We start from the raw sequence: 22,401 nt of genomic DNA on the forward strand, positions 1-22,401 counted from the left end.
TTTTTCGTTCCTGCCCGGAAGAATCCCTATCTTTGTGGCCATTTTTATTGAAAACCATTCTTTAACTTAAATTATTGGTATAGCATGCAACTGTACAATACGTTAAGCGCAAAGGAAAGGGAACAGCTCATTGAAGAGGCCGGCAAGGATCGGCTCACCATCTCTTTCTACAAATACGCACACATCGGCAATCCGCACATTTTGAGGAACCACCTATTCATTGCTTGGAACGAAATGGACGTTCTGGGCCGGATTTACGTGGCCTACGAAGGGGTGAATGCCCAGCTCTCCGTTCCTGCGGATCATTTTGAAAAGTTCAAGACCCATTTGGACAGTATCTCATTTCTGGAAAACGTCCGTCTGAACATTGCCATAGAACAGGACAACAAATCCTTTTTGAAGCTGAAGGTGAAGGTCAGGAAAAAAATCGTTGCCGATGGACTGAACGACAGCACTTTTGATGTGACCAACAAAGGGGTCCATGTGGGGGCCGAACAATTCAATCAACTCATCGAGGACCCAAACACCGTGCTGGTGGATATGCGCAATCACTACGAAAGCGAAATAGGCCATTTCAAGAACGCCATTACCCCCGATGTGGATACGTTCCGGGATTCTTTGGACATCATTGAAAGGGACTTGGCCGAGCACAAGGAGGACAAAAAATTGGTAATGTACTGCACGGGAGGCATCCGCTGCGAAAAGGCCAGTGCCTACTACAAGCACAAAGGTTTCAAAAATGTGTTCCAGCTGGAAGGTGGGATCATTGAGTACACCCGTCAGGTGAAGGCAAAAAATCTGGAGAACAAATTCTTGGGCAAAAACTTTGTTTTTGATCACCGACGCGGCGAACGCATTTCCGAGGACGTGATCTCCCACTGCCACCAATGTGGAAAACCCTGTGACACCCACGTCAACTGTGCCAATGAAGCCTGCCACCTACTTTTTTTACAGTGCGAGGAATGTGCAGCAGCCATGGACAATTGCTGTTCGGTGGATTGCAAGGAAGTGCACGCATTGCCCCGTGAAGAGCAAAAAAAACTGCGCAAGGGCAAGGGGGCCAGCAACAAGATTTTCAAAAAAGGACGCTCCCCGGTGTTGAAATACAAGAAGTAGCATTTCACCACTGCAACAAATTGTGCTATATTTACATTTGAGTAATTTTTTATGAACCCTATTGAGGTAGTTCTAAAAAAATAAGGACAGTTATAATGTCACATCGAGCGTTGATCCTGAGCGAGTTGAGGGAACAGTCGAAATGTGCATTGGGATTCAGTTCGTCTCGACCGCGATCGAGCCGACAACGATTTTTTTAAGGACCTCAATCAAGATACAAAATATGGCGTGTAGCAGTTGTTCAACCGGCAAGGATGGACAACCGCGTGGTTGCAAGAACAATGGAACTTGCGGCACTGATGGTTGTAACAAGCTAACGGTCTTTGACTGGCTTTCCAATATGTCGTTGCCCAACGGTCAAAAACCTTTTGATTGCGTTGAGGTACGTTTCAAGAACAGTAGAAAGGAATTTTTCAGGAACGAGGAAAACCTTCCCCTATCCATTGGCGATGTGGTGGCCACCCAGGCCAAATCCGGCCATGATGTGGGCGTGGTGACCCTTACCGGCGAACTGGTACGGGTACAGATGAAGCGAAAAAAAACCGCTCCTGACGACAAGACCCTTCCCAAGGTCTATAGAAAGGCCACCCAAAGGGACATCGACATTTGGCAAAAATGCCGCGACCGGGAAGAAGAGATCAAAAAACGCTCCCGCGAAATAGCCATAGCCCTCAAACTTGAAATGAAACTCAGCGATGTGGAATTTCAGGGAGATGGATCTAAGGCAACTTTTTACTACACGGCCGAGGATCGTGTCGATTTCAGGCAGCTCATCAAGGACATGGCCAAGGCCTTCCAGATCCGCATCGAGATGCGACAGATCGGCTACCGCCAAGAAGCCCAACGATTGGGAGGTATCGGTTCCTGTGGGCGCGAGCTTTGCTGTTCCACATGGCTACACGATTTTAGGTCGGTCAGTACAGCATCCGCAAGGTACCAACAACTGGCATTGAACCCCCAAAAACTGGCAGGACAGTGTGGAAAACTCAAATGCTGTCTCAACTATGAGTTGGATGTGTACTTGGAAGCCCTCAAGGATTTCCCTCCGCAGGACAGCAAATTGATGACCAAAAAAGGACTGGCCTTCTGCCAAAAGGCAGACATTTTCAAGGAAACACTGTGGTTTTCATACAAGGACGAACCAGCGAACTGGCATCCCCTGACCAAACAACAAGTATTGGAAATCTTGGAGCTGAACAAGAAAAACGAGAAAGCCCCAACCCTTGAGGAGTATGCAGAGGAGAATACGACCAGCGAGGAAAAAACGGCATACGAGAATGTGGTGGGAGAAGATAGCCTTACCCGTTTTGACAAGCCGAAGAGGAACAACAAGCGAAGGAACAAAAAACGCAGAAACAACAAATCCAAAGCAAAACCCAATGCGAAGTAGCACCTTGGTCCTCGTGATGGCCGTTCTTGTACTGGCCTCATGCAACGATGCACTCGTTTTTTCCGAGTACAGACCCATACAGGACGGGAAATGGGAAATGGATGATACCCTACAGTTTGAAGTTTCGGGGTTGGACAGTACACAGACCTACAATATGTTCATCAATGTCAGGAACGACAATACCTTTCCTTTCAGTAATCTTTTTTTGATCACCGAACTGGAGCATCCCGATGGCAACACCATGAAGGACACTTTGGAATACCGAATGGCGGAACCTTCTGGGGAATGGCTCGGCAAAGGAATGGGTGGTGTGAAGGAAAATAGACTTTGGTACCGAGAAAACGTCGTTTTTCCATGGGATGGCGTATATAAGGTGAATATTTCGCATGCTATGCGGAAAAACGGTGATGTTGAGGGTCTTACTGCTCTGGAAGGCATCACGGACATTGGTTTGGAAATAGAAAAAGCACCCAATAATTGATAATGGCAAAGACAAGTCAAAAGAAACAGCAAGGCTACTTTAAGTTTATAAAATGGTTTTGGATCCTCTTTGGGGCCGGCGTTCTCTCGGTCATATTGATTTTTTTATTGGCATCATGGGGGGCGTTTGGTGAAATGCCCACTTTTGAACGCTTGGAAAACCCAGAGACCAATTTGGCCACCGAGTTCCTTTCTTCGGATGGAGAGACCTTGGGCAAACTCTATTTGGACGATAACAGGACTCCGATTGCCTATGAAAACCTTCCAGAGAATTTGGTGAATGCCTTGGTCGCAACGGAGGATGCTAGATATTATGATCACTCTGGTATTGATGCCAGGGGAACATTGAGAGCCGTTGTGTTTTTAGGAAGCAAGGGAGGGGCCAGTACCATTTCCCAGCAGTTGGCCCGACAGCTATTTGTGGGGATTAGGGCCAAAAACTGGACCAAGTATACCCAAAAAATCAAGGAATGGGTCATTGCCACTCGTTTGGAGCGAAACTATACCAAGGAAGAGATCATAGCCATGTATCTCAACATTTATGATTTCAACTATAATGCGGATGGGATACGCTCTGCGGCGCGCATCTATTTTGGCAAAGAGCCCTCCGAACTGAAAACAGAGGAATCGGCCGTTTTGGTCGGCATGTTGAAAAACTCTTCCTATTACAACCCCATGCGAAGGGAACAGCTTGTTCGAGACCGAAGAAACACGGTTTTGGGGCAGATGGCCAAATATGGTTACATCACCGAAAAAGAAAGTGATTCCCTTCAGGCCTTGGAGATGAAGATCAACTTCAACCCAGAGTCCCACCGCGAAGGATTGGCCACCTATTTCAGGATGTACATGCAAAAGTTTTTGAATGTATGGGTGGACCAGAACCCCAAACCTGATGGCGAAAAGTGGAACATTTATCTGGATGGTCTTAAGGTGTACACCACCGTTGATTCCCGAATGCAGCGCAATGCTGAAGAGGCCGTGCAGGAACACATGAAAAACCTACAGGCCGAATTTTTCCACCAGAATACACCCGATAGGAACCCCACAGCTCCCTTTCTGGACTTGGAAACCTTCGAAATAGACAATATCATGGAGCGGGCCATGAAGACCTCACCCAGATGGCGGGCCATGAAACGAGAAGGCAAATCTGAAAATGAGATTCGGGCATCGTTCAAAGAAAAGACAGAAATGATGGTTTTCGATTGGAACAGCGATTCCTTTGAAAAGGATACCATTATGACGCCGATGGACTCCATTCGGTACTATAAGACCTTCCTGCGGACGGCCATGATGTCCATGGAACCACAAACAGGCCACGTGAAGGCATGGGTAGGGGGAATCGACTACAAACATTTCCAATATGACAACGTGTATCAAGGAGCAAGGCAGGCGGGATCCACCTTCAAGCCCTTTGTATATGCTGCTGCGATAGACCAGTTGCGATATTCGCCATGCTATACCTTGCCGGACAACCAGTATTGCATCGAACCCGGAAAACATGGAAATATTGATGCATGGTGCCCAAAAAACTCCGATGGCAAATACTCTGGAGAGAACATGACCCTGAAAAGTGCGTTGGCCAACTCCGTGAACACCATTACCGCTCAGCTTATTGATCGTGTGGGTCCAGGCTCAGTGGTTAATATAGCCAAGAATATGGGTATTCAAAAAGAAATACTCGAAGTGCCATCCATTGCCTTGGGAACAGTTGACCTTAGTGTATATGACATGGTAGGCGCATACGGGACCTTTGCCAACCAAGGGGTCTATGTGAAGCCCGTGATGGTGACCCGTATCGAGGACAAAAACGGGACCGTGCTCTACGAATATACCCCGGAGACCAAGGACGTGCTGAGCAAAGATGTGGCCTATGCCATGGTCAATTTGATGGAAGGCGTTACCCAATACGGATCAGGGGGCAGGTTGCGACATGCCTATGCAAAGAACCAGTCCATGTACAAGGAAATCATTACCGGATACCCCTATGAACTCAACAACCCCATAGCGGGAAAAACAGGAACTACCCAGAACCAAAGTGATGGTTGGTTCATGGGTATGGTGCCCAACTTGGTGACCGGAGTCTGGGTAGGTGGTGAAGAACGATCCATCCATTTCAGTCGCTTGGCCTACGGGCAAGGAGCTTCCATGGCACTGCCCATTTGGGCCCTCTATATGAAAAAGAACTATGCCAATGAAGAACTCGAAGTATCGAAGGATGCCTTTGAGGTGCCAGAGGAAATGTCCATCAATATAGATTGCAGTAAAGAATCACAGGACAATCAGGACGATTTGGATACCGATGATGACCTTGACGATCTTGATTTCTAAATAGGACAACTGTTCAAAAACTTTGCCCCAAGCAAATTGCAATTTGCTTGGGGCTTTTTTATTAATATCGTAATTTCAAGCAATCCAAAATTCGAATGGAATGATCAAGAAGACAGTTGCCCATGTGGAAGAAGCATTGCGCGGGGTTGCGGACGGTATGACCTTCATGCTGGGAGGATTTGGCCTTTGTGGCATCCCCGAAAATGCCATAGCCGAACTGGTCCGGTTGGGCACAAAGGACATCACCTGCATCTCCAACAATGCCGGGGTGGACGATTTTGGCCTGGGATTGCTCTTGCAAAAAAGACAGATCAAGAAAATGATATCCTCATACGTTGGGGAGAACGACGAGTTTGAACGACAGATGTTGAGTGGAGAACTGGAGGTGGAACTTACGCCCCAGGGGACCTTGGCCGAGAAATGCCGTGCTGCCCAGGCCGGGTTTCCAGCCTTTTATACACCTGCGGGCTTTGGCACCGAAGTGGCCGAAGGAAAGGAGACCCGGGAGTTTGATGGAAAAATGTATGTGTTGGAGCCCGCTTTTAAGGCCGATTTCTCGTTCGTGAAGGCCTGGAAGGGGGATGAGGCCGGCAATCTCATCTTTAAGGGCACAGCGCGCAACTTTAACCCCTGTATGTGCGGAGCGGCCACCATCACAGTAGCAGAAGTCGAGGAACTCCTTCCGGCAGGCAGTTTGGACCCCAATCAAATCCATATCCCGGGCATATTTGTACAGCGCATTTTCCAAGGAAAGAACTACGAGAAACGAATTGAACAACGAACGGTGAGACAGAGGGAGTAAACATATTTTTGAATTGAAGCCTCATGGTAATAGATAATGCATATCTGATTTTCAAGGCAGACTTTGGGAAAAGAAGTTGGATTGATAAGATAAAGTCCCACATCATGTTGGCGCCACCACCCTATCGATTTAAAGGCTCGGTTGCAATTAACGATGCAGCATTCACATTTAAAGGGTATGATGAGTTTTCAAATGAAATGGTAGAATTCAATATTGCAAAAGAAGATATCAATCAACTTTACCATGGATATGATGAAACGTTCAATACATTTCAAACAAGAGGTATGGGATTGACTTGGGCACCTATTCGAATACGGTTTGGCTCGTCAAACGTTGATAAAGAAGAAAACGATTTATACGTCGTTTGTGGGTTCAATGGAGCCTTTTCCAAAAATGAAGCCCTTTTTGAGCAATTAAAAATATGGTTGAGTTGATGGTAGAAGTATGTAAATCAATGAAAAAAAATTACAATGCTAAATAAGGAAGGAATAGCAAAACGAATCGCAAAAGAAGTCAAGGACGGCTATTATGTGAACTTGGGGATAGGTATTCCCACCTTGGTGGCCAATTTTGTAAGGGACGACATCAGTGTGGAGTTCCAGAGTGAGAACGGGGTATTGGGAATGGGCCCGTTTCCGTATGAGGGCGAAGAAGATGCCGATATCATCAATGCGGGAAAACAGACCATTACCACCCTTCCCGGGGCCTCCTTTTTTGATTCGGCCCTAAGCTTTGGGATGATCCGTGGCAAGCACGTGCACCTTACCATTTTGGGTGCGATGGAAGTGGCCGAGAACGGTGACATTGCCAATTGGAAGATTCCAGGTAAAATGGTGAAGGGCATGGGCGGTGCGATGGACCTTGTGGCCTCTGCCGAAAACATCATCGTCGCCATGATGCACACCAATAGGGAAGGGGAGTCCAAACTCCTAAAACGATGCACACTGCCTCTGACGGGTGTAGGCTGCGTAAAGAAAATCGTGACCAACCTGGCCGTGTTGGAAGTCGTTCCGGAAGGCTTCAAGCTATTGGAAAGGGCTCCTGGAATCTCCGTGGAGGAAATAGAAGCGGCCACCGAGGGCAATCTTATTGTGGAAGGAGAAATCCTCGAAATGAATATTTAGCAATTATGTTTGATTTTTTTACAACATATTAAAACCATTACACAACAATAGTTTTAAATTGCCGTTTATCGGATTTATATTTGGTTATATCGATTATTTGACCCAAATTAAACCATTAAAACCAAACAACCATGGCATTCAAAATTACCCACAGAGCAATGGACGAGAATGTCCAAGTCTACAGAAACGATTTTTTTACAGGATTCATGCTTTTGATCAAAAAGCTTTTTATGCTGTAGTTCAGTATCCCCCTGAAAAACTTGGAGCCGACATTTGTCCGGCTCTTTTTTTTTGCCCTAATTTTTGAAGGCTTCCAACGGCACTTTTCGCCTATACCTTTAGCAAACTGCCCAAAACCAGAGAGTCCCCTTCCACACGCAGTTTGTGGGCAATCGAGTTTTCAAAGGCCGCATGGATGAGCAGCGCAATGGCCTGGGCATTTGTCTTGGTCAAACTGTTGGTGCGATAGACTACATCGCGAATCGTGGAGAAGCTCACATTGCTGCGGATCGCAATATTGGCATAGTCGTTTTTGGTAACATTCCTGCGAAGGATTTCCGATAGCCGTTCACTGATCGGTTTTCCATAATCTTCTGGTGAAAAGATGTCATCGCTCTTGATGACAAAGCCTGCATTTTTGATTGAGCCCATTGTAAAGGTTTTGTAGTCCGTTAATAAATATGTTGGGGTCAGATCCTATTTTCTATATTTGGCTTGTAACCCAATTACAGAAAGCGGTGAAATTGCTGCAGCTATATCATATTGCGTAACAATATTGCACAATATAATAATTATATGTACACAATAAAGCAATTAAGGCGAAAAAAAGATATGAGCCAATCCCAATTGGCAGAAGAAATTGGCGTTAGCCTGCGTACCATACAGCTCTACGAAAGGAAAGATGCCAACATTCCCATAAAGAACCTCACCAAGATTGCTGAATTTTTTGATCTCACCATTGCCGAACTCTATCTCAACGAAGTGAACGACATGGGGGAGGCCTATACTAAAAAGCAACCTTTTACCAAACATGGCAGTGTGTTCTATCCATTGAGCCATGGAAAATATTTGGTCATGGCGCCCTTGGTACTTGTGGAATGGAACAAAAAATACATCGAGAACCTCAAGGAGGATAGCGTGAAGAATCCCTTCCAAGCAGGGTTTATTGTCGATTTTTTGAACGAAGGGCCCCATCGGGTCTTTGAGGTGTCCGGCGACTCCATGAACGGCCCCACTCTGGATGCCATCCCCAATAAGGCCTTTGTGCTCGCATTGGAAACCAAAAAGGAAACCTTGACCAAGAACGATGAAAACCTATGGAACCGGCCCTACATTTTGGTCTGTTCGGATAGGATCATCTGCAAGCAGCTCATGGGTTTCAACAGACAAACGAATGCGTTGCAGTGTCATAACCTGAATACATCCCCCGAATATCAGGATTTTGAGGTTTCCATGGACGATGTGCTCCAGGTGTTCCGGATCATGAAAAAGCAGATTTGACCCGCTCCAAGTGGGTGAGCACTTCTTCCAAACAACGGTCCAGGTCCTTTTTCACTTCGGTTTCCCAAAAGCGGAACACTTTATAGCCCTTTTCATCCAGGGCGTCGTTCACTTCCTCGTCCCGTTGGATGTTTCGCTCTATTTTTGCGATCCAAAATTCACGATTGGTCTTGATCTTATGCTTGCGTTCCTCCCAATTGTACCCGTGCCAGAATTCCCCATCGATAAAGATGACGGTCTTGTACTTTTTTAAGGCGATATCCGGCTTTCCTGTGAGTTTTTTATAATCGATACGGTACCGATAGCCAGCCTCCCACAACGCTTTCCGAAAAGCCAATTCGGGTTTGGTGTTCTTGCCGCGGATCTTGCCCATGATCTTGGAACGCTCCGGCGTGGTATAGAAGCCCGATTCTTCATTGAACCGAGGCACCTTGATACGTTCCTGTGAATATTTTTTGGGCATACCGTAAGATAACAAAAAACCCAAACTCCAGCTGGAATTTGGGTTTTGTATTTTGATATGGTGAACGCTTATCCCTTCAAAGAAGCGGATAGGTATTCGCGGTTCATACGGGCAATGTTGGTCAACGAAATGCCTTTGGGGCATTCCACTTCGCAAGCACCGGTATTGGTACAGTTTCCAAAGCCTTCGAGGTCCATTTGGCGCACCATGTTCTGCACACGCTCCACAGCTTCTACCTGGCCTTGTGGCAACAGGGCGAACTGGGAAACCTTGGCAGAGGTAAAGAGCATGGCACTGGCATTCTTGCAAGCGGCCACACAGGCACCACAACCGATACAGGTAGCGGCATCCATGGCTTCGTCCGCAGCATGCTTGTTTATCGGGATGGCATTTGCATCCACAGTGTTCCCAGAGGTGTTCACGGAAATATAACCGCCGGCCTGTTGGATGCGGTCAAAAGCACTTCGGTCCACGATCAAGTCCTTGATCACCGGGAATGCCTTTGCACGGAACGGTTCAATTACAATGGTGTCCCCATCGTTGAACTTGCGCATGTGCAACTGGCACGTGGTCACCAATCTATCGGGGCCGTGTGGTTCTCCATTAATCTGTAGCGAACAGGTTCCGCAGATACCTTCCCTACAATCATGGTCAAATTCAACGGGCTCCTCTCCTTTGGAAACGAGTTCTTCGTTCAGGATGTCTAGCATTTCCAAGAAAGACATGTCCCCTTCAACACCGTCAAGGGTATAATCCACTATTTTTCCTGCTGAGGATGCGTCTTTCTGACGCCATATTTTTAAATGTAGCTTCATTGCTTTGCTAGTTATTAAGTTAATCGGTTATTGGTGTAAACCTCAATTGAGTTTGGCATCCTTTAGATATTTGATATAACCGTTTAATATTTTTAATGTTCTATTGTGCAATTCTCTAAAACCATCAAGTTTTTCAACTGTGATATAGGCTTCGTCCATTGCTATGATGACATGATCCAGGGTTTCGTTCAATGAGCCTCTTGCCATACGGCAGAACTGTATATTCTCTTGATAATTGAACCTTCCAAATCCTTCCGCTATATTGTTTCCAACTGAACGGGATGAACGTTTGATTTGACTTATAAGTTCAAACTTTTCATGATTTGGCAATAAAGGGATAATCTCATCTTTGATATAGTTTCGAAGAATCCTGGATTCTTTCCAACAAGCCAATTCTTCGAAAGATTTGAAACTTCCCACTATGTTTTATCGATGTTCAATTACCAATAACTCAATAACCTAGTAACCCAATAATTATTTATAAGATCGTGTCTTCAGTTCAATATTTTCGTACACCAAATCCTCTTTGTGCAATTCGGCATCTTTAGGCTCGCCCTTGTACTCCCAAGCAGCCACATATTTAAAGTTCTCATCATCACGGAGCGCTTCGCCTTCCTCGGTCTGGTACTCTTCACGGAAATGTCCTCCACACGATTCCTTTCGGTGCAGGGCATCCTTGGCAAAAAGTTCGCCCAGTTCCAAGAAATCGGCAACCCTTCCTGCTTTTTCCAATTCTTGGTTTTTGCTCTCGATGGTTCCGGTGACCTTTACATTTTCCCAGAAATCCTTGCGCAGTTCCGCAATCTCCTTGATGGCTTCTTCCAATCCTTTGGCATTACGGGCCATACCACATTTGTTCCACATGATCTTGCCCAGTTTTTTGTGGTAATAGTCCACAGAGTGGATACCTGTACCTCCCATCAATTTTGCCATACGGTCCCGGACTTGTTTTTCAGCCTCTTCAAATTCCTTGGAATCGGTCGGTATTTTGCCGGTCCTAATGTCCTTGGACAGATAATCCCCAATGGTGTAGGGCAGTACAAAATAGCCATCGGCCAAGCCTTGCATCAGTGCTGAGGCTCCCAAACGGTTGGCCCCGTGATCGCTAAAGTTGGCCTCTCCGGCAGCATAGCAACCGGGGATGGTGGTCTGTAGGTTATAATCTACCCAAAGTCCGCCCATGGTGTAGTGCACCGCGGGATAGATTTTCATTGGGGTCTTATATGGATCTTCATCTACAATTTTCTCGTACATCTGGAAGAGGTTTCCGTATTTGGCCTCAACGACTTCCTCACCCAATTTGATTATGGTGGCCTCATCGGCATCCTTGATGCCCGAAGTCAGTGCCTTCTCTTTCCCGTACCGTTTGATTGCCGATGCGAAATCCAAGAATACCGCTTCACCGGTCTTGTTCACGCCAAATCCGGCATCACAACGTTCCTTGGCGGCCCTAGAGGCCACATCACGGGGCACTAGGTTACCAAAGGCAGGATATCTTCTTTCCAAATAATAATCACGGTCTTCCTCGGCAATCTGCGTGGGCTTTAATTTTCCTTCGCGGATGGCCACGGCATCTTCCATTTTCTTCGGCACCCAGATTCGTCCATCGTTACGGAGCGATTCGGACATCAAGGTCAATTTGGATTGATGCTCCCCAGAGACGGGAATACAGGTGGGGTGGATCTGGGTGTAGCAAGGATTGGCAAAAAAGGCCCCTTTGCGGTGTGCCCTCCATGCAGCCATTACATTGCTTCCCATGGCATTGGTGGAAAGGAAGAACACGTTTCCGTACCCTCCTGTGGCCAAAACCACGGCGTGGGCACTGTGCCGTTCAATTTTTCCGCTGACCAGGTCACGGGCAATGATTCCCCGGGCCTTGCCATCCACCAAAACCAAATCCATCATCTCATGACGGGTATAGGATTTGATCTTGCCACGGTTGATTTGTCGGTTCATAGCGGAGTAGGCCCCCAACAACAATTGCTGGCCTGTCTGTCCCTTGGCATAAAAAGTCCTGGAAACCAAAACCCCTCCAAAGGAGCGGTTGTCCAAAAGCCCTCCGTATTCGCGGGCAAAAGGGACTCCTTGTGCCACACATTGGTCAATGATGTTTCCGGATACCTCGGCCAAACGGTAGACGTTGGCCTCACGGGAGCGGTAATCCCCTCCTTTGATGGTATCGTAGAAAAGGCGATAGTTACTGTCGCCATCCCCTTGATAATTTTTCGCTGCGTTGATTCCTCCTTGGGCGGCAATGGAGTGCGCCCTACGAGGTGAATCTTGATAACAGAACGTCTTTACGTTATAGCCCAACTCGGCCAGGGTGGCTGCTGCGGCACCTCCCGCCAACCCTGTACCCACAACAATGACATCGATGTTCCTTTTGTTGGCGGGGTTTACCAGGTTGATATCGTTTTTATGTTTGGTCCATTTGTCGGCCAAAGGCCCAGATGGAACTTTTGAATCCAATATGCCCATACTTAATGTGTTATTGGGTTAAGGTGGTGATACAGGGCGATGAAAGCAAAGCCCAATGGAATGACCACCGAGAATATTTTAGTGAACGTCTTTACGGCCGGGGTGTACTTGTTGTTCCAACCCATGGTCTGGAAGGAAGAGGAGAACCCGTGCCATAAGTGAAGGGCCAACAGGAAGAAGGCCACTACGTAGATAATGGTCCTCCAAGCCGGGGCAAACTTCTCCACGGTTTCATGGTAGTAGCGCGTAGGGTCTTCGGGAGACACCTCGATGTACTTGTAGGCCATCTCATGTACCCAAAAATCATAGAAGTGGAGCGCCAAGAAGGCAAGGATCACCAATCCGGAATAGATCATGTTCCTGGATACCCAAGGGGCATTGGCACTGCCCTTGTACTTCACATAACTGCCGCCCCTTGCCTTTTTGTTCTTGATTTCCAAGGCAAAGCCCATGGCAAAGTGCACGATCACCCCAGCAATCAAAATGGGCTGTAGTACAAATTGGACCAAGGGGTTGTACCCCATAAAGTGCGACCAAGAATTGAAAGTGTCAGGGTCAATGACCGAGGTGATGTTAATGGTAAAATGTTGTGTAAGAAAAACAACCAAAAAAAGACCCGAAAGTGCCATTACCACTTTGCGGGCAATTGAAGATTTTATCAATCCACTCATTAGTGCTGGTTTTGAGACAAATTTACGGCACGATCGAGTTTTTAACAAGCAATAAACTGCACGAAACCTCTTATTTAGAAACGTTTTAAGGAAAGGACAGGTCCGTGAAAATCAAAAAAAGCCCCTAAGGGGCTTATACAATTAAGTTTTCAATAGTTAAATGTAGTAGAATCAGCTACTTATTTGGTCGCAAAGACCACCTGAAGGGTGTACACATATTCACCGACAGGACGGTCGTAGTAGATGGAGGTCTCTATTTGTTTTCCTGTAAACTGGTTGTCCTCCACAACTTCAATGGGTCCAAGTTGCTTCCCTAGGGCCAATGCTATGGCGGTGGCCTTGGCGGTGGCATCCTTTAGTGCCATTTCACTGATAGATCTTGCCTCATCGGGGTCGATTTCCAAAATGGCAATGGCGTTCAAGCGTTGTATGCCCAACGATTTTATTCCCAGAAAGGTCCTCATTCTTTCTGCTGAGGTCGTGGTGAACTCATACACGGCACCTTCCTTGTCATACCCCATGGTCTCAAAACCAAATTCGTAAGGGGTCTCTTTGATCTCGTTCCAAGCGAATCCATGTGATTCCAAGGCCTTTTTGTAGTTGGATTTTAACTGCTCCAGGTCTATGCCATCGGTGGCGTAGCTGGCAAATGCAGAACTTAGGGAAACAGTGGCCTTGTAGGTGGGGGATGGGTCTATATGGACGGCCTTTGCACTCACTTTGATGGTGGTGTTTTTCTCTTGGGCCATACCCATCAATGGCAAAAAGGCCAATAGGATGTATGCTATCGATTTCATGATCGTGGTGTTAAAAGAACCCCGGCCTGGAATGGTCGGGGTGGTGGGTTTTATTCTGGAATGTTGAAATGGGCCACGATCTCTTCGTAGCTCATTTGGGAATAGTCAGTAGCCATCTTACCTGCCGCAGGGATCCCACCGGGAATGATGACGTAACGGTAATCATCATAAAGGGGAATCTCAATATCCGAACCATCAATGGAAGCAATCCTAATGACAATATTTTGGTTCAAGTCATTGATTGAAAAATCATAATGTTGCATGCGTAGGCCATAAAGCGATTTGGGCAATGGATCGATAGTGGTATAGATAGAAGTATATCTGCCATATACCGCAATGAAACCATTTGCCTTCACTTCATCCGTTAGTGCTTCCACATTCGGGATGCTGAAGGAGGCATTGATGTCCGCAATAGGGGATTCAAAACCGGAAGGAATCCAATCCGAATAGATCACGTTGGCGGTTCCGGTTTCCCCCTGCTCGCCTTGCGGGCCTTCAGGTCCTTGCTCCCCTTGAATGCCCTGGGGGCCAATGGCACCGTCCTCCCCATCATCGCCAGAGCAGGCCAGGAAGATGGTTGCCAACAAGCCCAATAAGAAGATTTGACTTTTCATGTGTTTCAATTTTAAGTGTTGATAGTTGGGGGAACTTGGGCTATCTAGGATGTTATTCAGGAATACTGAACAATTCAATCACCTCTTCATAGCTCATTTTGGAAAGGTCCATGTCGGATGCCAATTTTCCAGAAGTGGAAACTCCACCTGGAATGAGCACATATCTGTATTGTTCCAAATAGGATCCATCCCCTACACTTTCGCCTTCTTCATTGGCATGGACCGTAATCCTGATATTGTCGCTTGTTGCCACAAAGAAGTAAGATTGCTGTCTGGCAGCACCAAATACAATGGGCAGCGGATAAACAATATTGCCATCCCCAGGAAGCTCTATTCTTCGGCCATATACCAGAATGGTTCCGAAGTTCAACATGTCTGGACCAATTTCAGGAGCTTCGATGTCAAAAGAAGCCGATGAGGCAACGATACTGTTCCCCAACTCGGTATCTACCCAATCGGAGTACATCACATTGGCGCTACCGGGTTCCCCTTGCTCTCCTTGGGCACCCTGATCACCTTGTGGGCCGGCGGGGCCTGCGGGACCTTGCGCTCCTTGTGGGCCGGTTGCACCATCCTCACCGTCTTCTGACGAACAGGAGGTGACCAATGCCATGGACAAAGCTATAATCAATACAGTTTTGATAGATAAAACATTTGTTTTCATGATTTTCAAAATTTTTTGGGTTTCATGAGGCCAAATCTAGGAGCTATCGTGCTATGGAAACTTTCAATTAGTACCATGGGCCCAATTGGATTCGTCGGCAACCCTTTTTTGTGTACGGAACACCATTTCTTCCTATTTTTAAGAAATTTCCCATCCATACGGTATAACTGTCGTACGTACACCTTTTTAGGTCAAGTATCACTAACGGGGGAAATGATCCTGCTTCTATTTTTAATTTGGGGCAAAGAACACCAGAGTTATGAGGGCAATCATAGTTGACGATGAGGTTGCGGCAATAAACAGCCTTTCGTGGGAATTGCGGAAATATCCCGATTTCATTTCCATCATTGAAACGTTCACTTCCCCAAAGGAGGCCATTTCGGGCATCAATTATTTGAAGCCGGACTGTGTCTTTCTGGATATAGAGATGCCGGAAATGAGCGGGTTCTCCCTATTGGACAAACTGGAATACCGAAATTTTGCCATTGTGATCACCACGGCCTACAACCAATATGCCATCCAGGCCATCAAGGAAAGTGCTGTGGATTATCTTCTCAAACCTGTGGACCAGGACGATATTTCAGGGGTCATAGAAAAGTTGAAGAAGCTGAACGGGTCGCAAAGTTTTCAGCATCAGTTCGAGCAGACTTTTGAGGCCCTATCACGAGCCAGCGCCCCCCAAGTGGTCCAGATTCCGGTAAGTGGCAAGATCTTGTTTTTGCGGGTGGCCGATATTGTGTATTGCGAATCGGACGGGAACTATTCCAAAGTCTTTTTGGAATCTGGCGAACAGGTCTTGGTCTCCAAGAAACTCAAAGAGTTGGAGGACCTTTTGCCCAGCCACATATTTTTCAGGATACACAATTCCTTTATCGTACACCTGCTCAAAGTGGACGAGTATATACGCACCGATGGGTATCTGGTGCTTTCCAACGACCGAAAGGTCCCGGTATCCAGAAACAAGAGAGAGGCTTTTCTCCATCGAATGTCACAATAAATATCAATTATGCTCAAAGGCCTGATGGACTTCTTAAAGGAAAGCAACCAAAATGGGTTTGGGTTCTTTGTGGTGTCCGTTCTTTTTTACCTCTTCGTGTTTTTCCTGATCCAGTTTTTTCAGCACAAAAAGCGGTTCTATCTTTTCTATGCCCTATATGCCCTGATCACTGGGCTTACCCTGATCAAATATGTGGATGGGGTCTTCTTCAGTGATTTTGTGAACTCATTGGCGGGCAAGACCTTTGTAAAATGGTTCCATTATCCTTCCCAATGGATGGCCTCCTTCCTGTTCACCCTCTTCATTTTGGAGATCATGGGCTTCAAAAAGGACCATCCGAGGTTTGTGAAATTTGTGTATTGGGGCTATTTGGGATTGGCCCCTTTTTATTTTTCGTTTTGGGTGATGTACTTGGTCAACCCCAGATCGTTCCTTATCGATTATTGTGAGGTATTTGTTTTGTTACCGTTGAACTTGATCGCCTTTGTTTGGGGATTTTGTCTCGTGCTCAAGCAGAACAGGATCATCAAGTGGTATATCCTATTGGGGATGTCCTCGCTTTTTGTTTCTTATTTGATTATTTCACTATACTCCATCAAGGCAAAGACCGCAAATACGGAAACCCTGTATATCTTTTATTTGGGTGTACTGTTCGAAAGTTTGTTGTTTGCACTGGCCATAGGGCTGGAACAAAAAATGGTCTATAAGGAAAAGGCCCATGTCCAGAAAAAGTACATTGACCAGCTCGAAGAAAACCATTCCATCAAGGAAAGCATCAACAGGGCCTTGTCGGACGAGTTGGTGCAGACAAAGGCGGAGATAGAGGGGTTGAGTTCCGAAGCGCAGAAGGAGCGGACGGAAAAATTGGCCATCAAAGTGGAGAACAAGTTTGCCCAACTGCGTTTGGATGCGCTTCGCAGTCAGATGAACCCCCATTTTATCTTCAATGCCCTGAACTCGATCAAATCGTACTTTATAGAGAACAACCAAGAAAAGGCCATCTATTATCTGGGAAGGTTCTCCAAACTGATCCGGGGCATATTGGAGAGCTCCCGAAAGGACCTTATCACGCTCGAAGAGGAACTGGGCATCATCAAAATGTATGTGGAGATAGAGAGTGACCGTTTCAAGAACGGCATGGAATACACTTTTGAGTTGGAGGGTTCCATAGAGGCGCAGGAACTTCTGGTGCCCTCCCTGTTGTTGCAGCCTTTTGTCGAAAATGCCATTTGGCATGGGTTGTCCACCCGAAAGGGGAAAAAAAAGCTCGGCCTGAAGGTGGAACTGTTGGAACCTTCCAACGATTTGCAGATTACCATAGAGGACAATGGCATCGGAAGGCGGGCCTCACGGTTAAGGAACAGTCAAAACCCGTTGAAGAGCCAATCACTGGGACTCTCCATTGTGAACGACCGTCTGGACTTCTACTCCAAAAAATACGCCGGGGATTTCCATTTTTTGGTGGAGGACCTTGTGGATGCATCGGGGAAGGCATTGGGCACAAAAGTGGTCGTTACCCTGCCGCGATTGCTATTGGAAAATCACTAAAGCTGAAAGAAATTTTCAAAACGGCACCAAAATCCAAAAGATTTGTCCGAATTTGAACGGGCAAAACCTGAACACTACAATGGATATCGCCATCCTATCTGTGAGCCTTAATGTATATTCCACCAGAAGAATAGTTGTGGAAGCCCAAAAGGCGGGACACTATGTGGAGCTTATAGACCACACCAAGTGCTCGGTAAAATTGGGCCAGGGCATGCCCCAGATCTATTTTGGGGAGGACAACATCACCGAAGGTTTTGATGCCATCATCCCAAGGATCGGCACTACGGTCACCCGACATGGCGCTGCCATCGTGAAGCAGTTTGAAATGAACGGGGTCTTCAGCACGGCCCGATCCACAGGAATCATCAGGGCCAGGAACAAAGTGAGGACTTTACAGATCATGGCCAAAAAAGGAATCCCCATCCCAGAGACCGTTTTCTCCATCAACCCTGATAACGTAGAGGCACAGATGGACCTATTGGGAGGTGCGCCCGTGATCATCAAACTCCAAGAAGGCACCCAAGGCAAAGGGGTAATCTTGGCCGAGAGTAAAAAATCGGCAAAATCCATGATCGACACCCTGTACAATATGAATACGAGCATCCTGTTGCAACAGTACATTGAGGAGGCCAATGGGGAAGACCTTCGGGTGATTGTCGTGGGAAACAAGGTCGTGGCGAGCATGAAACGGACCAGTGGGTTGGATGATTTCCGGTCCAATGTGCACCGGGGGGCGGACACCGAAGCGGTCCAACTCACCCCCAAGGAAAAATCCATGGCCCTGGACGCAACCAAGCATCTGGGTCTGGGAATTGCCGGGGTGGACCTTATCCGGTCCAAAAAGGGACCCTTGTTGATAGAGGTCAACGCGTCACCAGGGCTGAAAGGGATCGAAGAGGCAACAGGGATCAATGTGGCCAAACAGATGATTCAATTTGTGGAAAGAGACGGGCAGAGGAAACGCTAACGCAAGCAAGGACTCATATTGTGGGCCAGACAACCACACAATTTACTTCAAATCGATAAAATAGAGTGTTCCGTTTAGGCGGATAGGCAATCATTTTTGCCGCGTATCTTGGCCAAGCTCCACGAAATGGCACTTTCAAGGTCCGTGAACTGTCGGATACTGTCCTTGAAGAACATTTTTTCCAAGATAATGCTGGCCAGGCCATTTTTGTTGTAGGCCACAATGGAATACAACTCCAGTTTGTGCCTGTTCTTGTAGAATTTTAGCCAATCCGTTGGCACCACGGAATAGTTGTTGATGCGGTTGGAGATATAGGCAATGGGTTTGTCCTCGCCCAAGATTTCGTATGCGGCACCAATGATTTTTTCGGCAATGGACCAATCAAAGGTTTCCCCTTCGTTCATTTCGGAAATGACCAATCCATCGAAGAAATAAAAAATACCGAACTCGTATTCCCTGATTTCCCGGATGTTCTTGAAAAAATCCAACTCTTTTACACTTTTCATGATTTGGGCATTTACTTTTGTTGATGAACAGGAACAAAGATAAAGAGGCCAAAAGGCTTCAAGGAGAGTGGTTTTATGGATGTGACCTTTTATTTGGCACAACCCTGCTTTCAATTGATAGTTGATAAATGAAAGGGCAGACCAATAGGATTTCACACCCCTATTCAGAGGCGCATTCCTACTAAATACACAGAAAAAGCATCGAAAAATGCACAATGAACGAAGGAAATACTGTTAAATCAGTTTTCCATGTTCTTCAGCTGAATGCCCAATGCTTTGGTGGACACCTGTACCTCAATGAGGGAAAGCACCAATGAGACTACCAGAAAGATCAAGCTTATGCCAAAGATGATGTTGGCCCAGACGTTCAGTTCCACATAGACCATGAACATGGTCACTGCGGCCAACAAAAAACTGATGATGGCCGTGGCCTGCATGTTCTTGATGATGCCCAATCGTTTCCGCAGCTGTTGGATCTGTTGCCGCAACGGATGGGCCGAGGTTTCCTCAAACTGTTTGTGCAGTTGTCGGATCAGGGCCGCGATGGCCAAATAGCGGGCGTTATAGGCCAGCATGGTAAGGGAAATGGCCGGGAAAAGGAGGGCAGGAATGCCAAGGGTGAGCTGCATGTTCTTGTTTTGAAATGGAAGGTAACAATTTGTCTTCGGTATCGCAATTACCTACATTTGAACAAATCAATTTATTCTGATGAAATATTTTCCCATAGACAGTAATCTTTTTGTGAAGAACCGTAAAAAATTCATGGCGCAGATGAAGCCAAATAGCATTGCGGTGTTCAATTCCAACGATATTTATCCCATCGGGGCGGACAGTACCCTGCCCTTTGAACAGTCCCGCGACATTTTCTATCTGAGCGGTGCCGATCAGGAGGAGACCATCCTGCTTCTCTTTCCTGATGCAATGGACGAAAAGAAAAGGCAAATCCTTTTTGTAAGGGAGACCAACGACCACATTGCCGTATGGGAAGGGGCCAAATTGACGAAGGAACAGGCCACTGAAGTGTCCGGCATAGAGACCATCTGTTGGCTCAAAGAGTTTGACAAGATCTTTTTTGACCTGATGACCGAGGCCGATACCATATATTTGAACACCAATGAACATTACCGCCAAGCGGTGGAGACCCAGACTCGGGAAGATCGGTTTATCGAAAAGTGCAAAAAACAGTTTCCGGCACACCAGTGGGCGAAAAGCAACCCCATTTTGCAACAGATTAGGGGAATCAAGGAACCCGAAGAAATAGCCTTGATGCAAACCGCCTGTGACATCACCGAAAAAGGATTCCGAAGGATCTTGGAGTTTGTGAAACCCGGTGTTTGGGAATACGAGATAGAGGCCGAATTTCTGCACGAGTTTGTCCGAAACCGCTCCAAGGGGTATGCCTATAGTCCCATCATTGCAGCAGGGAACAGTGCCAATGTGCTCCATTATCTGGAGAACAACCGCCAGGCCAAGGACGGCGACATGATCTTGATGGATCTGGCAGCCGAGTATGCCAATTATTCCAGTGACATGACCCGTACCATTCCCGCCAGCGGCAGGTTCACGGACCGACAAAAACAGGTGTACAGTGCCGTACTGCGCGTAAAGGACGAAGCCACCAAAATGCTGGTGCCCGGAATCATTTGGGCCGAATACCACAAAGAAGTCGGGAAGATCATGACCTCGGAGCTTATTGGACTTGGACTTTTGGACAAGGCCGATGTGCAAAACGAAAACCCCGATTGGCCCGCTTACAAAAAGTATTTTATGCACGGCACTAGTCACCATATCGGATTGAACACACACGATTACGGCGAACTGAAGACCCCCATGAAGGCCAACATGGTCTTTACCGTGGAACCGGGCATCTATATCCCCGAGGAGGGCATGGGCATCCGTTTGGAAGATGATGTGGTGATCCAAGAAAAGGGCGAACCCTTCAATTTGATGCGGAACATCCCCATTGAGATCGAGGAAATCGAAGACTTGATGAACAAATAAGAATCAGTGCTGTCATACTGAGCGAAGCGAAGTATCCAGGGATGCTTCACTTTGTTCAGCAGGACATCAGGAACATAACAGAATGGCATGAAACACCTTTTTTTATTGCTTCAGGTCGATATCGAAAAGAAAATGCAGGAAGCTCCCGACGGTTCCTATGAAATTGGGGTCGTTATCGGGAGCTATCTGCCCTTTGTGGTCTTGGCTGGTATTGCCTATGCCATTTATCACTACAACAAAAAGAAGCGGGGCTCGGACTGAACCTAACAGTGCCCCGACATCAATCATTCATCATCAATCAAAAAACAAATGAAAATTGTAGATCTCTCCAAGCCTATTCAATACAATAAGGCCGACCCTTGGTTTATGAAGGTCAAAATCAAGCATAAACCGCACCAAAGGGCAAAATGGCTTTTGAGGGCCATGGGCCTACCCTTTAAATTTTTCCCGAAGGGGTTCAAAGGGTGGGCGGATGACACCATAAAAAAAATGGGCGTTCATGCCACCACGCACATCGATGCGCCCTGGCACTATTCCCCGACCACCAACGGCAAAAAATCCAAGACCATAGATGAAATTCCGTTGGATTGGTGTTATGGCGAGGGCATCGTCATTGATATGAAACACAAACAGGATTTTGACCCGATCACCGTTGCTGACATCCAATCCTTTTTGGATGAAAAGGGGTTGGGCCTAAAACCCGAAATGATCGTTTTGATCAAAACGGGCAGGGACTTATTCAACGGCACCAAGGATTTTCATAAAAAGGGCACGGGGATGAGTGCCGCTGCCACGGAATGGCTCATTGACCAGGGGATCAAGGTAATGGGAATAGATTCATGGGGTTGGGACCTTCCGTTGCCCCATATGCTGAAAAAGGCCAAGGAAAGCGGGGATTCCGAATATTTTTGGGAAGCACATTTGGTGGGACAGCGAAAAGAATATTGCCATATGGAGCAGTTGGTAAACTTGGATGCCCTTCCGTTGACAGGCTTCAAAGTGGCCGCATTTCCCATGAAAATAGTGGGAGCTTCGGCAGCACCGGCCAGAGTGGTCGCCATTTTGGATTAAGTAATTATCAATCAACGGATTGACGGGATACTTGTAACCTGGCTTTAATTAAAGGCGTCCAACCTTTCA

The 22,401-nt window shown here is 46.7% G+C and carries 25 protein-coding genes; 14 read left to right on the forward strand and 11 right to left on the reverse strand.

Going from position 1 to position 22,401, the window contains the following annotated elements; translation table 11 throughout:
• Positions 1-84: 84 nt before the first annotated feature.
• From trhO to DB398_RS14670, 7 genes are all read left to right on the forward strand, one after another.
• Entirely contained in the window at positions 85-1,116 is a 1,032-nt protein-coding gene (gene trhO / locus DB398_RS14640; protein WP_108425192.1) for an oxygen-dependent tRNA uridine(34) hydroxylase TrhO, read from the forward strand.
• Between the two features lie 223 nt (positions 1,117-1,339).
• The gene (locus tag DB398_RS14645; RefSeq protein WP_108425193.1) at positions 1,340-2,506 is read left to right on the forward strand and encodes a PSP1 domain-containing protein; all 1,167 of its coding nucleotides are present in this window, start codon (positions 1,340-1,342) and stop codon (positions 2,504-2,506) included.
• Entirely contained in the window at positions 2,496-2,987 is a 492-nt protein-coding gene (locus tag DB398_RS14650; protein WP_108425194.1) for a gliding motility lipoprotein GldH, read from the forward strand. The genes DB398_RS14645 and DB398_RS14650 overlap by 11 nt, the downstream gene beginning before the upstream one ends.
• 2 nt (positions 2,988-2,989) lie before the next feature.
• Entirely contained in the window at positions 2,990-5,314 is a 2,325-nt protein-coding gene (locus DB398_RS14655) for a penicillin-binding protein 1A (protein WP_108425195.1), read from the forward strand.
• A 100-nt stretch (positions 5,315-5,414) separates the two neighbouring features.
• Positions 5,415-6,116, forward strand: coding sequence for a CoA transferase subunit A (locus tag DB398_RS14660; RefSeq protein ID WP_108425196.1), 702 nt, complete (start codon positions 5,415-5,417; stop codon positions 6,114-6,116).
• Positions 6,117-6,139: 23 nt separating this feature from the next.
• On the forward strand, positions 6,140-6,550 hold the full coding sequence (locus DB398_RS14665) for a hypothetical protein (protein WP_108425197.1): 411 nt from the start codon (positions 6,140-6,142) through the stop codon (positions 6,548-6,550).
• Between the two features lie 36 nt (positions 6,551-6,586).
• On the forward strand, positions 6,587-7,240 hold the full coding sequence (locus DB398_RS14670) for a CoA transferase subunit B (RefSeq protein WP_108425198.1): 654 nt from the start codon (positions 6,587-6,589) through the stop codon (positions 7,238-7,240).
• Between the two features lie 330 nt (positions 7,241-7,570).
• On the opposite strand, the gene DB398_RS14675 is transcribed toward DB398_RS14670, so the two are convergent.
• Positions 7,571-7,891, reverse strand: a complete 321-nt coding sequence (locus tag DB398_RS14675) for a hypothetical protein (protein ID WP_108425199.1) — start codon at positions 7,889-7,891, stop codon at positions 7,571-7,573.
• Positions 7,892-8,035: 144 nt separating this feature from the next.
• Between DB398_RS14675 and DB398_RS14680 the strand changes: the two genes are divergently transcribed.
• The gene (locus DB398_RS14680; protein ID WP_108425200.1) at positions 8,036-8,740 is read left to right on the forward strand and encodes an XRE family transcriptional regulator; all 705 of its coding nucleotides are present in this window, start codon (positions 8,036-8,038) and stop codon (positions 8,738-8,740) included.
• Here DB398_RS14680 and DB398_RS14685 read toward each other — a convergent pair.
• The 8 genes from DB398_RS14685 to DB398_RS14720 form a co-directional block, all read right to left on the reverse strand.
• Complete coding sequence (locus DB398_RS14685; RefSeq protein WP_108425201.1) at positions 8,721-9,203, reverse strand: very short patch repair endonuclease; 483 nt, start codon at positions 9,201-9,203, stop codon at positions 8,721-8,723. The genes DB398_RS14680 and DB398_RS14685 overlap by 20 nt on opposite strands.
• 68 nt (positions 9,204-9,271) lie before the next feature.
• On the reverse strand, positions 9,272-10,018 hold the full coding sequence (locus DB398_RS14690; RefSeq protein ID WP_108425202.1) for a succinate dehydrogenase/fumarate reductase iron-sulfur subunit: 747 nt from the start codon (positions 10,016-10,018) through the stop codon (positions 9,272-9,274).
• 42 nt (positions 10,019-10,060) lie between these two features.
• On the reverse strand, positions 10,061-10,438 hold the full coding sequence (locus DB398_RS14695) for a four helix bundle protein (RefSeq protein ID WP_108425203.1): 378 nt from the start codon (positions 10,436-10,438) through the stop codon (positions 10,061-10,063).
• Positions 10,439-10,492: 54 nt separating this feature from the next.
• Positions 10,493-12,496 (reverse strand): fumarate reductase/succinate dehydrogenase flavoprotein subunit, encoded by a 2,004-nt coding sequence (locus DB398_RS14700; protein ID WP_108425204.1) that lies wholly within the window; start codon positions 12,494-12,496, stop codon positions 10,493-10,495.
• Between the two features lie 2 nt (positions 12,497-12,498).
• Positions 12,499-13,167 carry a succinate dehydrogenase cytochrome b subunit gene (locus DB398_RS14705; protein ID WP_108425205.1) on the reverse strand — a complete coding sequence of 223 codons (669 nt, stop codon included), beginning with the start codon at positions 13,165-13,167 and terminating at the stop codon, positions 12,499-12,501.
• A gap of 179 nt (positions 13,168-13,346) precedes the next feature.
• Complete coding sequence (locus tag DB398_RS14710) at positions 13,347-13,964, reverse strand: SIMPL domain-containing protein (protein WP_159076456.1); 618 nt, start codon at positions 13,962-13,964, stop codon at positions 13,347-13,349.
• 50 nt (positions 13,965-14,014) lie between these two features.
• Entirely contained in the window at positions 14,015-14,578 is a 564-nt protein-coding gene (locus DB398_RS14715) for a collagen-like protein (RefSeq protein ID WP_108425207.1), read from the reverse strand.
• Positions 14,579-14,630: 52 nt separating this feature from the next.
• Entirely contained in the window at positions 14,631-15,242 is a 612-nt protein-coding gene (locus DB398_RS14720; RefSeq protein WP_108425208.1) for a collagen-like protein, read from the reverse strand.
• A gap of 259 nt (positions 15,243-15,501) precedes the next feature.
• Between DB398_RS14720 and DB398_RS14725 the strand changes: the two genes are divergently transcribed.
• The 3 genes from DB398_RS14725 (at position 15,502) to DB398_RS14735 (ending at position 18,754) form a co-directional block, all read left to right on the forward strand.
• The gene (locus tag DB398_RS14725) at positions 15,502-16,239 is read left to right on the forward strand and encodes a LytR/AlgR family response regulator transcription factor (protein ID WP_108425209.1); all 738 of its coding nucleotides are present in this window, start codon (positions 15,502-15,504) and stop codon (positions 16,237-16,239) included.
• Positions 16,240-16,248: 9 nt separating this feature from the next.
• On the forward strand, positions 16,249-17,787 hold the full coding sequence (locus DB398_RS14730; protein ID WP_108425210.1) for a sensor histidine kinase: 1,539 nt from the start codon (positions 16,249-16,251) through the stop codon (positions 17,785-17,787).
• 79 nt (positions 17,788-17,866) lie between these two features.
• Positions 17,867-18,754, forward strand: coding sequence for a RimK family alpha-L-glutamate ligase (locus DB398_RS14735; protein WP_108425211.1), 888 nt, complete (start codon positions 17,867-17,869; stop codon positions 18,752-18,754).
• A gap of 74 nt (positions 18,755-18,828) precedes the next feature.
• Here DB398_RS14735 and DB398_RS14740 read toward each other — a convergent pair whose 3' ends face one another.
• Both DB398_RS14740 and DB398_RS14745 read right to left on the reverse strand, forming a co-directional pair.
• Positions 18,829-19,260 (reverse strand): hypothetical protein, encoded by a 432-nt coding sequence (locus DB398_RS14740; RefSeq protein ID WP_108425212.1) that lies wholly within the window; start codon positions 19,258-19,260, stop codon positions 18,829-18,831.
• 239 nt (positions 19,261-19,499) lie between these two features.
• Positions 19,500-19,889, reverse strand: a complete 390-nt coding sequence (locus tag DB398_RS14745; RefSeq protein WP_108425213.1) for a DUF2721 domain-containing protein — start codon at positions 19,887-19,889, stop codon at positions 19,500-19,502.
• A gap of 79 nt (positions 19,890-19,968) precedes the next feature.
• Here DB398_RS14745 and DB398_RS14750 point away from each other — a divergent pair, with 79 nt between their 5' ends.
• From DB398_RS14750 to DB398_RS14755, 3 genes are all read left to right on the forward strand, one after another.
• On the forward strand, positions 19,969-21,261 hold the full coding sequence (locus DB398_RS14750; protein ID WP_108425214.1) for an aminopeptidase P family protein: 1,293 nt from the start codon (positions 19,969-19,971) through the stop codon (positions 21,259-21,261).
• Positions 21,262-21,348: 87 nt separating this feature from the next.
• Positions 21,349-21,522, forward strand: a complete 174-nt coding sequence (locus DB398_RS18485) for a hypothetical protein (protein ID WP_199913411.1) — start codon at positions 21,349-21,351, stop codon at positions 21,520-21,522.
• Positions 21,523-21,570: 48 nt separating this feature from the next.
• On the forward strand, positions 21,571-22,332 hold the full coding sequence (locus DB398_RS14755) for a cyclase family protein (RefSeq protein ID WP_108425215.1): 762 nt from the start codon (positions 21,571-21,573) through the stop codon (positions 22,330-22,332).
• The last annotated feature ends 69 nt before the right edge of the window (positions 22,333-22,401 follow it).

The sequence above is a fragment of the Flagellimonas amoyensis genome (assembly GCF_003058265.1).
Classification (GTDB): Bacteria; Bacteroidota; Bacteroidia; order Flavobacteriales; family Flavobacteriaceae; genus Flagellimonas; species Flagellimonas amoyensis.

Bases quoted from the DNA above. Each gene is read 5' to 3' on its own strand.
- DB398_RS14675 (WP_108425199.1), bottom strand. From the start codon at position 7,891: ATGGGCTCAATCAAAAATGCAGGCTTTGTCATCAAGAGCGATGACATC.
- DB398_RS18485 (WP_199913411.1), top strand. From the start codon at position 21,349: ATGAAACACCTTTTTTTATTGCTTCAGGTCGATATCGAAAAGAAAATG.
- trhO (WP_108425192.1), top strand. From the start codon at position 85: ATGCAACTGTACAATACGTTAAGCGCAAAGGAAAGGGAACAGCTCATT.
- DB398_RS14680 (WP_108425200.1), top strand. From the start codon at position 8,036: ATGTACACAATAAAGCAATTAAGGCGAAAAAAAGATATGAGCCAATCC.
- DB398_RS14710 (WP_159076456.1), bottom strand. From the start codon at position 13,964: ATGAAATCGATAGCATACATCCTATTGGCCTTTTTGCCATTGATGGGT.
- DB398_RS14650 (WP_108425194.1), top strand. From the start codon at position 2,496: ATGCGAAGTAGCACCTTGGTCCTCGTGATGGCCGTTCTTGTACTGGCC.
- DB398_RS14645 (WP_108425193.1), top strand. From the start codon at position 1,340: ATGGCGTGTAGCAGTTGTTCAACCGGCAAGGATGGACAACCGCGTGGT.
- DB398_RS14730 (WP_108425210.1), top strand. From the start codon at position 16,249: ATGCTCAAAGGCCTGATGGACTTCTTAAAGGAAAGCAACCAAAATGGG.
- DB398_RS14660 (WP_108425196.1), top strand. From the start codon at position 5,415: ATGATCAAGAAGACAGTTGCCCATGTGGAAGAAGCATTGCGCGGGGTT.
- DB398_RS14715 (WP_108425207.1), bottom strand. From the start codon at position 14,578: ATGAAAAGTCAAATCTTCTTATTGGGCTTGTTGGCAACCATCTTCCTG.
- DB398_RS14750 (WP_108425214.1), top strand. From the start codon at position 19,969: ATGAAATATTTTCCCATAGACAGTAATCTTTTTGTGAAGAACCGTAAA.
- DB398_RS14740 (WP_108425212.1), bottom strand. From the start codon at position 19,260: ATGAAAAGTGTAAAAGAGTTGGATTTTTTCAAGAACATCCGGGAAATC.
- DB398_RS14665 (WP_108425197.1), top strand. From the start codon at position 6,140: ATGGTAATAGATAATGCATATCTGATTTTCAAGGCAGACTTTGGGAAA.
- DB398_RS14720 (WP_108425208.1), bottom strand. From the start codon at position 15,242: ATGAAAACAAATGTTTTATCTATCAAAACTGTATTGATTATAGCTTTG.
- DB398_RS14655 (WP_108425195.1), top strand. From the start codon at position 2,990: ATGGCAAAGACAAGTCAAAAGAAACAGCAAGGCTACTTTAAGTTTATA.
- DB398_RS14670 (WP_108425198.1), top strand. From the start codon at position 6,587: ATGCTAAATAAGGAAGGAATAGCAAAACGAATCGCAAAAGAAGTCAAG.
- DB398_RS14755 (WP_108425215.1), top strand. From the start codon at position 21,571: ATGAAAATTGTAGATCTCTCCAAGCCTATTCAATACAATAAGGCCGAC.
- DB398_RS14745 (WP_108425213.1), bottom strand. From the start codon at position 19,889: ATGCAGCTCACCCTTGGCATTCCTGCCCTCCTTTTCCCGGCCATTTCC.
- DB398_RS14705 (WP_108425205.1), bottom strand. From the start codon at position 13,167: ATGAGTGGATTGATAAAATCTTCAATTGCCCGCAAAGTGGTAATGGCA.
- DB398_RS14725 (WP_108425209.1), top strand. From the start codon at position 15,502: ATGAGGGCAATCATAGTTGACGATGAGGTTGCGGCAATAAACAGCCTT.
- DB398_RS14685 (WP_108425201.1), bottom strand. From the start codon at position 9,203: ATGCCCAAAAAATATTCACAGGAACGTATCAAGGTGCCTCGGTTCAAT.
- DB398_RS14735 (WP_108425211.1), top strand. From the start codon at position 17,867: ATGGATATCGCCATCCTATCTGTGAGCCTTAATGTATATTCCACCAGA.
- DB398_RS14690 (WP_108425202.1), bottom strand. From the start codon at position 10,018: ATGAAGCTACATTTAAAAATATGGCGTCAGAAAGACGCATCCTCAGCA.
- DB398_RS14700 (WP_108425204.1), bottom strand. From the start codon at position 12,496: ATGGGCATATTGGATTCAAAAGTTCCATCTGGGCCTTTGGCCGACAAA.